This window comes from Actinomycetospora aeridis (assembly GCF_037400275.1).
Classification (GTDB): Bacteria; Actinomycetota; Actinomycetes; order Mycobacteriales; family Pseudonocardiaceae; genus Actinomycetospora; species Actinomycetospora aeridis.
Genome location: NZ_JBBEGL010000001.1, coordinates 1 through 11,835 on the forward strand (window position 1 = coordinate 1; position 11,835 = coordinate 11,835).

Sequence of the window (11,835 nt, forward strand, 5' to 3'; positions counted from 1 at the left end):
TATCGCCCCGATGTTCGCTCACATGGGCCGGTCAGCCCACCCACCGCGCGACGCGGGTGCCGGCGGCCGAGGCGAGGCTCTCCAGCGGCCCGCGCCCGGCGCTGGCCCGCCACGCGAGCCCGAGCAGCAGCACGGCGACGACCTGCACGACGTAGCCGGGCACCGGGTCGTAGACGTCGACCGGCGAGTTCAGGAACAGCACGTGCAGCGTGTAGAAGGTCAGCGTCATCGCCCCGGCCGCCGCCAGGGGCGCGCGCACCGCGGTCAGCACGGGGTGGCGCACCCGGTCGAGCAGCAGCATCACCCCGAGCACGGCCAGCGCGATCCCGGTGGTGCGGGCGAGGTCGAGCGAGGTCGACGAGTGGGGACTGTCGACGGCGAGCCACCACAGCGTCGTCGGCGGGGTGGTGCCGTCGGGTCCGACGGTCAGGACCGCGTGCAGGTCCTCGGGGTCGAGACCGGACGATGCCGCCACGATGCGGCCCGTCCCGCCGCCCGGTCCGAGCAGCATTGCCGACACCCCGGCCGCGGCCGCCCCGAGCGCCGCCCCGCCGCCCGCGAGCCACCCCGCGAGGCGCGGCGAGCGCAGGTCGGCGCGGCCGATCGCGAGCCCGACGGCCAGGTAGGGCAGCCACGACAGCGCCGGGTACGAGCCGGTGAGGAAGAGCTCGCGCACGAGCTCGGCGGGGTCGGTGACGAGCCAAGACGGCGACGGGTTGTCGAGGTCCGGGGGCGGCAGGTGGCCCCGCACCACGTGGCTCAGAAACGGGATGCCGGCCGCCCCGAGCACCGCGACGGCGACGAGCAGCCGGGTCGGCAGCAGCACCAGCGGGATCGCGAGCAGGAACAGCACGGCGTAGTAGGCGAGGATGACGGTGGCGACCTCGGGATCGGTGACACCGCCGACGGCCAGTCCGAGCGCGCCGACCACCAGGGCCCGCGCCGTCAGCGACGCCGCCGCGCGCCGGGCGCCCGCGCCGCCGCGGACCCGCGCCCGGCCGGTGAGGAACGCGATGCCCACGCCGGCGAGCACCGCGAACAGCGCCGCGGCGTTGCCGGTGGCCACCAGCCCGACCCACGTCTCCCGGCCCTGGTCGTCGGTGACGTAGAGCGCGTGCACGGCCATCATGCCGAGCAGCGCGACACCCCGGGCGGCGTCGACGCCGAGGACGCGGCGCCGCGCGGTCGGGGCGACGGGCACCGGTCGGGTGGGTGCGGTCATCGTCATCGGTGCGGCTCCTGATCAGGTCGGCGGCAGTGCCCCGGCGCGCCGCAGCGCGTCGGTCACCGCGGGCAGGCCGGCGAAGGCGCGGGCGACGTCGTCGGGGGTCGCGACGCCGTGGGCGTTCGCGGCCAGGTAGGCGCGCAGGGCGTCGTCGAACGCGTCGTGGCCTGCCCGCTCGCGGGCGGCCAGCAGCACCGCGGCGCCCTGGTCGTAGACACCGGTGTTGTAGGGCCCGAAGCCGCGCTCGGCCCACGCGGCCATGGACAGCCCGAGGTCGTCGCGCGCGGGGTCGACCTCGTAGCTGCCCCCGGTTCCGGTGACGCGCGCCTGCGCGTAGGTCGTGAACGCCTCGTCGAGCCACGGGTCGCGGCCCTGGTCGTTGCCGACGAGCCCGTAGAACCACTGGTGGGCGAGCTCGTGGGCGACGAGCTCGGGCAGCTCGCCCGGAGCGGTGTCCCCGAACTGCAGCGCCCCGGTGAACTCGATGCCCGACGACTGCGACGGTGCGATCGCCACCCACAGGTCGCGCTGGGGCATCGGGCCGAGCAGCTCCTCGAGGCGCCCGAGCGCGCCGTCGACCTCGTCGGCCCAGCGCTCCGGGGCGACGCGGGTCCCGGCGACGGGCGTGACCAGGTGCAGCCGGGTGCCGCCGGCCAGGTCGCGCTCGAGCACCCGGTAGGCACCGACCGCGACGGCGACGTCGCGCATCCCGTCGGCGCGGAAGGTGTGGGTGGTGGTGCCGGGACGGGCCCCGGGTGCGGTGCCCTCGGCCCGTCCCACGCCCGACACCGCGGCCCCGTCGGGAGCGGTGACGCGCAGCGCGTCGAGCCGGAACTCCTCGCTGACGGCGGTCTCGCCGGGGATGCGGACGGGGTCGTCGCGCACCCAGCCCCGCCCGCGCACCCACGCGAGCATCGGGAAGGCCGAGCCGAACCACGCGGTGCCGGCCGAGGTGCCGAGGCGCTCGTCGGCGTCCGCCCCGAGACGCACCGCGAAGCCCAGTTCGGCGCGCACGGGCGTGCCCGCGTCGACGCACGACGGCAGCGGCAGCTCCACCAGCGTCCCGCCGGCCCGGACGGACGGCGCCGCCGCCCGCCCGTCGACCGACGCGTCGGTCACCCGCAGCGCGTTGCCCTCCGACGCCGGCGACGGCGCGTTCGGCCAGGTCCGGAACACCAGCTCGCAGATCCGCCGGTCGGGCGTGAACGTCACGGACTCCCGGCCGGCGGCGCCGCGCAGGTCCGGGGCGAGGTCGTAGGACAGGTCGACCGACGGCCGCTCCGGCCACGGCGCGGCCTGCGCCGGCGGGGTGGCGCAGCCGGCGACGACCAGCACGGCGGCCAGGACGAGCAGCAGGGGCCTCACGACACGGTCCGGGCGACGAGATCGCGGGCCAGGTCACGAGCGTCCGGGGCCGCGGTCAGGCCGGCGCCGGTGAACCAGTCGGCGGTCGCCTCGGGGTGCGGCCCGACGACGCCGACGCGCCCGGCGCCGTACGGGGCGACCGCGGCCGCGACCTGCCCGTCGCGGTAGCGGGCGAGCACCGAGGCGCGGTCGTCGACCTCCAGCGCGGCCGGGTCCTGCGCGAACACCGCGCGGCGCGTGCCGCCCCAGTCGACCTCGATCACCGTGTCGTCCTCGGTGTCGAGGGCCTGGTCGGTGTCGCCGGGCAGCAGCCCGAAGCCGGGCGTCGCGCCGGCGAGGTAGGCGCCGAGGCAGAACCCCAGGTAGTGCCCGCCGCCGGCGACGAACCCGCGCACCGCGCGACGGTGCCGCTTCATCCGCCGCCAGCCCTGGCGCAGGGTCCCGCCGCCGGGCTGGGCGTAGACCGTGGCGCCGGCGAGCACCTCCTCGGTGAGCGCCAGGACCTCGTCGGGGCCGACGTAGCGCACGTCGAACCCCGAGGAGGCCAGCACGGACGCGACAGCCTCGGGGCAGCCGGACAGGCTCGCGGGCCCGCGGTAGACGAGCGCCCTCACGTGGCCTCCCCGGGCTCCGCCACACCGCGGGCCGGGATGCCGCGCCAGCGACCACCCGCGCCGAGCTCCTCGCCCTTCATCAGCAGCGAGAGGCGGTCGAGGTCGACGTCCGCGCCGACCGTGGCGTCGTAGAGCACGACCGACCGCGCCCCGACGGTGGCGCCGGGCTCGACCCGGACCGTGGACATCTTCATCACCCGGTCTTCGAAGAGGTGGGTCTGCAGGGACACGCCGGGCCCGACGGCCGCGTCGTCGCCGATCTCGACGAGGTCGAACTCGGTGACGAACGTCGTCGCGATCCACGTGCGTCGCCCGATGCGCGCACCGAAGCGGCGCAGCGCCACCGGGAGGAACGGGGTGCCGGTGAGCATCCCGAGCAGCGTCGGCACCGCGGCCGCCTCGTAGAGCCCGGTGACGAGCTCGGTACGGCGGACGAACGGGTCCCACAACGGGGCGACCCGCGGCCGGTAGGTGCCGACGACGTGGCGCTTGACGGCGACGACGTAGGCGACGATCGCGAGGCTCGCCGCGAGCGCGATCAGGGGCGCGCCGAGCGCGACGGGCAGCAGGTCGCGGCCGCGGGCGACCAGCGAGAGGACCAGCAGGTACAGGTACAGCCCGACGCCGAGCAGCGCGGCGGGCAGGCAGGCGCGCACGAGCTCGACGGCCAGGCGCTGACGCACCCGTCGCCGGCCCGGGCGCACGGTGTCCTCCTCGGCGTAGTCGCCCGAGTCCTGCCGCTGCGGCAGGTGCATCGCGGGCGAGCCGAGCCAGGACGACCCGTCGGGCACCCCCTCGGCCGGCGGCACCGTGTGCACCCCGACCAGCGACCCGTCGCCGGTCCCGACCCCGGACGGCACGAGGGCGGCGTTGCCGACGAACGCGCGGTCGCCGACGCGGGTCGGGCGCAACAGCAGGCGGCCGTCGGCGTACGTGGCGGCACCGATGCTCGCCATGTCGGCGACGAAGCTGTCGTCGCCGAGGGTGAGCAGGTCGGGGTCGAGGTGCGCGGCCGTCGAGACCTCGGCGCCGCGCCCGACCCGCGCGCCGAGCAGGCGCAGCCACGGCACCGTGTAGAGCGTCGCGTAGAGCGAGTTCGTGAACGCGAGGCTGTAGGCCAGCAGCGCGTCGGCGACCCACTTGCGCAGCCCGAGCGCCGAGCGCGCCGGGTGGATGCCGACGGGGGTGCGCGGCAGCACGAGGCGCCGCCCGAGCGCGACGACGGCGCACACCGTCACGACGAACACCGGCCCCGCGAGCAGCGTCGCGGCGAGCCCGGCGAGCACGCCCGCGGCCAGCAGCGCGCCCCACACGACGAGCACCGACGGCACGACCATGACCACCGCGGCGACCTCGAGGCCGACGAGCCCGGCGAGGGCGCCCGGCAGGTGGCGCAGGCGCCACCCCGGCAGTGGCCCGGCCGAGCGCATGGACGCCAGGGCCGGGTCCTGGGTCGTGACCTCCGCCGGCGGCGATCCGGCCCACGTGACGCCGGCGGGGACGACCTCGTCGCGGCCGAGCGCGGACTGCTCGCCCAGCATCGCGCGCTCCGCGACGCGGGAGCCGGGGGAGAGCACGCTGTTCGCGCCGGCGACCGCGCGGCGGTCGAGGTGGATCGGGGCGACCACGACCCAGCCGTCCTCGACGGCCCACGGGTGCAGGACGGCGCCGTAGCCGACGGCGGCGTCGTCGTCGAGGTGCAGGAGACGGGGCAGGCTGATGTCGGTGGCCGCGACGTGCACGCGCCGCCCGACACGCGCCCCGAGCAGGCGCAGGTACGGCGCGAGGAACGGCGAGCCCGCGAGCACGGGCAGCGGTGCCTGGCGCAGGACGAGGTCCAGCGTCCAGAGCCGCAGGTAGGTCGGGCCCCAGAGCCGGTAGTGGCCCGGGCGGATGCCCGCGGCGAGCGGCCGGGCGAGCAGCACCGGCAGCACCCAGCGCACCCCGAGCCAGGCCGCGGCGCCCGCGACGAGGACCTGCGCGAGCACGGCGGTCGAGACCGTGCCGTCGTTGGTGGTGTAGACCCAGCTCAGGGGCAGTGTGACGGCGAGCAGCAGCAGGTAGATCAGGACGGCCTGCGCCGCACCCGCCGCCGCGACCCGGCGCCCGGAGTGGCGGGTCGGGCCGGGACGGGCGGCCGCGGAGGTCGTCTCGCCGGACCCGGCGGTCGCGAGGTGCGCGGCGAGGGAGCGCACCGTCGGGTGCGCGTAGAGGTCGCGGACGGCGGGACTGCCGCCGATCCCGCGCTCGCGCAGCAACGTGACGGTGGTGGCGGCGAGCAGGGAGTGCCCGCCGAGGGCGTCGAAGAAGTCGGCCTCGACCGAGAGCTCGTGCTCCGGCACACCGGTGGACTCCGCCCAGACCGCGGCGATGTGCTCCTCGAGCTCGCCCTCGGGGGCGACGACGGGTCCGGTCGCCGCGACGAGGCGCCGACCCGCGGGCGGCGGCAGCTGCGTGCGGTCCACCTTGCCGCTGACCTGTGTCGGCAGGGCGTCGAGGACGTCGAGCGTCGCCGGGATCATGTAGGCGGGGACGCGGTCGCGCAGGAGGGCGGTGAGCCGGGCCTCGAGGTCGCGGTCGTCGGTGACGACGACGTACGCCGCGAGGTCGCCGTCGTGCAGGGCCACCACCGCGCTGCCGACCTGCGGGTCGGCGAGCAGCACGCTCTCGATCTCGCCGAGGTCGACGCGGTGCCCGCGGACCTTGACCTCCGCGTCCGCCCGGCCCAGGTACTCGACCTCGCCGCCGGTCCAGCGGCCCAGGTCGCCGGTGCGGTACACCGCGTCCCCGCTGGCCGGGTGGGCGACGAACTTCTCGGCGGTCTTCTCCGGCATCCCGACGTAGCCGCGCGCGACGCCGGGTCCGGCGAGGGCGATCTCGCCGACCTCGCCGGGCGGCACCGGCCGGTGCGCCGGGTCGTCGGGCTCGAGGAGCTCGACGCCGTAGGTGGGCAGCGGGCGCCCGATCGTCACCGGCCGGCCCGGCACGAGCTCGCACCAGGTGGCGGTGACGGTGGCCTCGGTGGGCCCGTAGGTGTTGAGCATCCGGCGTCCCGGACGGGCCCAGCGCTCGACGAGCTCCGCGGGGCAGGCCTCGCCGCCGACGAGGACGCTGCGCAGGTCGGGCAGCTCGCGGGGGATCGTCGCCAGCAGCGTGGGGACGCAGTAGAGGACGGTGACGCGGGCACGCTCGAGGTGGTCGGCGAGGTCGGCGCCGAGGCGGCGCTCGTCGTTCGGGCCGGCGACGAGGGTGGCGCCGACGGCCCACGTCGGCCAGATCTCCTCGATCGAGAAGTCGAAGGAGATCGTCATGCCCTGGTGCACCCGGTCGTCGGGGCGGACGTCGTAGACCGACGGCACGACGGCCACGAAGTTGGTGATGCTCGACTGCGCGACCTCGACGCCCTTGGGGCGGCCGCTGGAGCCGGAGGTGTAGATGACGTACGCGGCGGGGTCGTCGTCGCCGGGCGGACCGCGGCTCTCGGGCCGGTGGGCCGGCGCGCGGTCGAGCAGGGTGCTCTCGGCGTCGAGGGCGAGCCAGGGGCGGTCGAGGCCGGTCCGGCTCAGCGCCTGCGAGGTCAGCACCAGGTCGACGTCGGCGTCGTCGAGGACGTAGGCGACGCGGTCGGCGGGCGACTCGGGGTCGACGGGCACGAACGCCGCGCCGGCCTTGAGGGCGCCGAGCAGCGCCACGTAGGTCTCCGGGGAGCGCTCGAGGAACAGCGCGACGCGGGCACCGGGCCGGACGCCCCGCTCGTGCAGGACGTGGGCGAGCCGGTTCGCCCGGGCGTCGAGCTCCGCGTAGCTCGTCGGCCGCCCCTCGTGCTCGACGGCGACGGCGTCGGGCGTGACGTCGGCGGTGCGCTCGAAGACGTGCTCGAGGCGTGCCTCCGGGACGCGGTGCGGGCCGACCCCGCTCGGGAGCTCCTGGGTGGCTGCCTCGGTGTCCCCGATGGCGTGTGCGATCACTGACGCGGTTCCCCCTCGTCCCCTGTCGCGCTGTCCCTGTCGCGGGCCAGCGGTGGCTGTACCTCGCGGGCTCCGGCTGCGAAACGCGACCGAGGAGGACCGTCGACCATGTCACAGACGGGTAACGCAACCACGCAGCGTGAACAGAAACGGACGTCGCGTGACGCTTCGCTGCGCACGGAGCCACGACCGGGTGGCCTACTCGTAGAAGAGGGCCCCGCGGGTCTTGAAGGTGCCCATGCCGGTCGACCCGGTGACGTGGATCGTCGGGCGGCCGGGCGCCGCCTGCGCCTGGTGCCGGTTCTTGACGGTGCCCCACGCCGAGCGCAGGTCGTCGGTGTCGACCGACCACCCCTCGGGCAGGACCAGCACGACGCTGCCCATGCCGCCCTTGATCTCGAGGTCGATGCGCGGCAGCGAGGTGGAGACCTCGCGGAAGTCGAGCTTGACGTCCGACATCGCGGCCTCGGCGACGATCCGCGCCGGGACCCGCCAGGCGCCGGTGCGCTTCTCGCTCGACCAGCCGGCGGTGATCACCAGGGGCTTCTCGTCGGACCGTGACGCGAGGTGTCGCTGCTGCTGCCAGGGCAGCGTCGCCGGCAGGTCGGCGACGAGGGGCTCGAGGTCGGCGTAGGTCCGCGCCGCGTAGGTCTGCGCCAGGCGCTCGTCGACCTCGGTGAGCTCGAGGCGGCCCTCGCCCAGCGCGGTCCGGAGGATCTCGGCCACGGCCTCGCGGTCGGCGTCGCCCGCCCTCAGCTCCCCACCCTCGGCCACACCCGACAATCTAGACGTCACCGCCCGGGGCGTCCGGCGCGCGACTACCGTGCCGCGGGTGCTGGGCCCGGTGCTGGACGGCGAGGTCGCGCTCGGCCTGCGCACCGCGCCGAGCCGGGTGCTGTTCGGTCCCCACGTCACGCACCTCGCCGACCCGCGGCGCCCACGTGCCCTCGGGCCCGACCACGTCGCGCACTACCGGGCCCGGGCGGCCGGGGGCGCGGGCGTCGTCGTCACCGAGGTCGCGTCGGTCGTCGCGGAGGACCATCCGTACGAGGACGCGCCGCTGGCCGATCTCTGTTCGGCCGGTTGGTCCGCGGTCGCCGAGGCCTGCCGGCCGTACGGGACGCTCGTGCTCGCCGGGCTGGGCCACGCGGGCGGGCAGGGGTCGTCGGCCTACACGCGCGGCCCGCTGTGGGCGCCGTCGGCGGTGCCGGACCCGGCGAGCGGGGAGGTGCCGGCGGTGCTCCCGCCCTCGGGGATCGCCGCGGTGGTCGAGGGGTTCGCGTCCGCCGCCGCGGCGGCCGTGGCCGCGGGGTGCGACGGCGTCGAGATCGGGGCGGGGCAGCACGCCCTGCTGCGGCAGTTCCTGTCCGGGCTGACCAACCTCCGCGACGACGCGTACGGCGCCGACCGGGCGCTGCTGCTCGAGGAGGTGCTCGGCGCCGTGCGGAGGGCGGTGGGTGCCGACGCCGTCGTCGGACTGCGCCTGACCGTCGACGAGCTGGCACCGTGGGCGGGGATCACGCCGCCCGTCGTGCGATCCGTGCTGTCGCGGGTCGCCCCGCTGGTCGACCTCGTCGTGCCCGTGCGGGGCTCGGCGCTGACGGTCGGGGCGACGCGGCCCGACGGGCACACCGCCCCTGGCTTCCTGCGGGCGGCGTGCCGGGACCTGCGCGTCGAGGGGGTGGCGACGGTGCTGGCGGGCAGCGTCGTCGACGTCTGGCTCGCGGCCTCGGCGCTGGCCGCCGGCGACGCCGACCTCGTCGAGATGACCCGCGCGCAGCTCGCCGACGCCGACCTCGTGGCCCAGGTCCGCGCCGGCGCCTCGCCCCGCCCGTGCGTGCTGACCAACCAGCAGTGCCGGGCGCGCGACGTCCGCAACCCGCGGATCTCGTGCACGGTCGCCGCTCCCGAGGTGCCCGAGCGGGTGGTGGGGCGCTCCGCGGAGCCGGTGCTCGTCGTCGGGGCCGGGCCGGCGGGGCTCGAGGCCGCGCGGACCCTGGCGCGCGGGGGGTGCCCGGTGCGCGTGGTGGAGCGCTCCTCTGCCGTCGGCGGCCTCCTGCCGCTCGTCGCCGGGCTGCCCGGGCGGGAGCGGTTCGCGCGGCTCGTCGACTGGTACGTCGAGGAACTGACGGCGTCGGGGGTGCCGATCTCCCACGGTGTCGCCTGGTCCGGGGTGGTGTTCCAGCCTGGCGGCCACGCTGACGTTGGACGTCAGGAAAGCACCCACGATCTTGCGACCGGGCGGGTGGTGCTGGCGACCGGCGGCGTCGACCGGCCGGGACGCGGGACGCCGATCGCCGCGGCACTGCGCGACGGTCTGCCGCCCGGCCCGGTGGTGATCGAGGACCCGGTCGGTGACGGCGCGGCGGTGGCGCTGGCCGAGCGGCTCGCCGGCGACGGGCGCGAGGTGGCGATCGTGGCGCCGGGTGTGCTGATCGGCCCGGGGCTCGCGCGCACCGGCGACCTCGTCGACGCCCAGGCGCGGCTGGCGCGGGCGGGTGTGCGGCGGGTGACGGAGTCGTCGGTGACGGCGTTCGCCGACGGCTCCGTGACCGTCGCCGACGTCGTGACGGGGGCCGCCACGTCGTGGCCGGCGGCGGTGCTGGTCGACGCGGGGCCGCGGCGCGCCCCGCCCGTGCCGTCGCGTCCGGGGCTGATCGCGGTGGGCGACGCCGTCGCGCCGCGGACGGTCGCCGAGGCGATCCGCGAGGGCCGGGCGGCGGCGCGGGAGCTGATGGCGTGAGCGTCCTCGGCGAGCCCGTCCGGCTGGGGCCCCGCGTCGCGCGGAACCGGATCGTCTTCCCCGCGCACCTGACGAACGCCGCGGTGGCGCGACGCCCGACCGCGCAGCACGCGGCGTACTACGGCGCGCGGGCGGCCGGCGGGGCCGGGCTGGTGATCACCGAGGAGCAGTCGGTCGACCCCGCCGACCGGCCGTACGAGAAGCTCGTCGACGGCACCGACCCGGCCGTCGTGCCGGGCTACCGCGCGATCGCCGACGCGGTGCACGCGGGCGGTGCGCTCGTGCTGGCGCAGCTGGGGCACAACGGCGGCCAGTCGTCGTCGCTCTACTCCCGGGCGCCGGTGGACGGGGTGGACGACGAGCCGGACCCGATGTTCGGCGAGGTGCCGCGGGTGCTGTCCGAGGCGGGGCTCGCGCGGCTCGTCGACGGGTTCGGGCTGGTCGCGTCGCACGTGGCGGCCGGCGGGCTCGACGGCGTCGAGATCCAGTGCTCGCAGGCGTCGCTCATCCGCCAGCTGGTGTCGTCGCGGTCGCCGCGGGCGCTGCCGTTCCTGCTCGACGTGCTGCGGGCGGTGCGGACGGCGATCGGCCCGGACCGGGTGCTCGGCGTGCGGGTGCAGGGCGACGAGGGGATCCCCGGGGGGCTCTCCGCGTCCGACGCGGTCGAGGTGGCGCGGGCCGTCGAGCCGCTCGTGGACTACGTCAACACCGCCGTCGGCGTCGCCACCCGGACCCTGCCGCTGATCGAGCCGCCGATGGGCGTCCCGGCGGGCTACGCCGCGCATGTGCCGTCGGCGGTGCGGGCGGCGGTGTCGGTGCCGGTGATCGGCGTCGGGCGCTTCACGACGCCGGCGCAGGCGCGCGAGGCCGTCGCGTCGGGGTCGTGCGACCTCGTGGGTGTCGTCCGGGGCCAGATCGCGGACCCGAGCTTCGCGTCGCGCGCGCTGGCGGGGGAGCGCGTGCGCCGCTGCATCGGGTGCAACCAGGAGTGCATCGCGCGCGTGGGGCTCGACCAGCGCCTGGGGTGCGCGGTGAACCCGCTGGTCGGCGGTGAGTCCACCGCAGCGAACGGGTATCTCGCTGCCTCTACGCGCGCGAAGTCCGCGTTCGCGCGCGTGCTGGTGGTCGGCGGGGGGCCGGCCGGGCTGGCGGCGGCGGTCGCGGCGGCGCGACGCGGGCACGCGGTGACCCTCACCGAGCGCTCCGACGTCCTCGGCGGGCAGCTGGCGCTCGCGTCCCGCGCCCCGGAGCGCCGGGAGCTGGCGAACCTCGTCGCCGACCTGGCCCACGAGGCGCGCACCCTGGGTGTCGTCGTGCGGCTGCGGACCCCGGTGGCGTCGGTCGAGGGGGTCGACGCCGTCGTGCTCGCCACCGGCGCGCGCCCGTCGCTCCCGTCCTGGGCGGTCGGGCACGACCGGGTCGTCGACGTCACCGACGTCCTCGCCGGGCGCGTCACCCCGAGCGGGCGGGTGCTCGTCGTCGACGCCGGGCGGGGGCACGCGGCGACCTCGGTGGCGGAGCTGCTCGCGCGCCGGGGTGCTGACGTCGCGACGCTGACCGCGGCGCTCGTCGCCGCGGGCGACCTGGCGCCGACCCTCGACCGCGAGCGCTGGCGCCGCCGGGCCGCCGAGGTGGGGATCGCGGAGCACACGGACCGGGTGGTGCTGGCGTGCCGCGACGGGCTGGTCGTCGACGTGCTCGAGCACCTGACCGGTGTGGTGACGCCCTGGGCCGCCGACTGGGTGGTGCACGCCGGGCCGCCGACGCCGGAGGTGCCCTCGCTGGTCACGCACGTGCCGGTCGTCCGCGTCGGCGACTGCCTCGCCCCGCGCGGCATCGACGCCGCGGTCCGCGAGGGCACGGCCGCATGTGAGCACTTTCCGGGGTCATAGGCCCGGAAAGTGCTCACATAGGGTCGGG

At 77.0% G+C, this 11,835-nt stretch carries 7 protein-coding genes; 2 read left to right on the top strand and 5 right to left on the bottom strand.

Features of this window, described 5'->3' with window-relative positions:
- Positions 1 to 31 precede the first annotated feature (31 nt).
- The 5 genes from WCD41_RS00005 to WCD41_RS00025 form a co-directional block, all read right to left on the bottom strand.
- Positions 32 to 1,228 carry a heparan-alpha-glucosaminide N-acetyltransferase domain-containing protein gene (locus WCD41_RS00005; protein WP_337711314.1) on the bottom strand — a complete coding sequence of 399 codons (1,197 nt, stop codon included), beginning with the start codon at positions 1,226 to 1,228 and terminating at the stop codon, positions 32 to 34.
- A 15-nt stretch (positions 1,229 to 1,243) separates the two neighbouring features.
- Entirely contained in the window at positions 1,244 to 2,590 is a 1,347-nt protein-coding gene (locus WCD41_RS00010) for a M1 family aminopeptidase (RefSeq protein WP_337711315.1), read from the bottom strand.
- The gene (locus WCD41_RS00015; protein ID WP_337711316.1) at positions 2,587 to 3,204 is read right to left on the bottom strand and encodes a BPL-N domain-containing protein; all 618 of its coding nucleotides are present in this window, start codon (positions 3,202 to 3,204) and stop codon (positions 2,587 to 2,589) included. Before WCD41_RS00015 ends, WCD41_RS00010 begins: the two co-directional genes overlap by 4 nt.
- Positions 3,201 to 7,172 (bottom strand): Pls/PosA family non-ribosomal peptide synthetase, encoded by a 3,972-nt coding sequence (locus WCD41_RS00020; RefSeq protein WP_337711317.1) that lies wholly within the window; start codon positions 7,170 to 7,172, stop codon positions 3,201 to 3,203. Before WCD41_RS00020 ends, WCD41_RS00015 begins: the two co-directional genes overlap by 4 nt.
- A gap of 198 nt (positions 7,173 to 7,370) precedes the next feature.
- The gene (locus WCD41_RS00025; RefSeq protein ID WP_337711318.1) at positions 7,371 to 7,946 is read right to left on the bottom strand and encodes a DUF1707 SHOCT-like domain-containing protein; all 576 of its coding nucleotides are present in this window, start codon (positions 7,944 to 7,946) and stop codon (positions 7,371 to 7,373) included.
- A 58-nt stretch (positions 7,947 to 8,004) separates the two neighbouring features.
- Between WCD41_RS00025 and WCD41_RS00030 the strand changes: the two genes are divergently transcribed.
- Positions 8,005 to 9,915, top strand: coding sequence for an oxidoreductase (locus WCD41_RS00030; RefSeq protein ID WP_337711319.1), 1,911 nt, complete (start codon positions 8,005 to 8,007; stop codon positions 9,913 to 9,915).
- Positions 9,912 to 11,807 carry an oxidoreductase gene (locus tag WCD41_RS00035; RefSeq protein ID WP_337711320.1) on the top strand — a complete coding sequence of 632 codons (1,896 nt, stop codon included), beginning with the start codon at positions 9,912 to 9,914 and terminating at the stop codon, positions 11,805 to 11,807. Before WCD41_RS00030 ends, WCD41_RS00035 begins: the two co-directional genes overlap by 4 nt.
- Positions 11,808 to 11,835 lie beyond the last annotated feature (28 nt).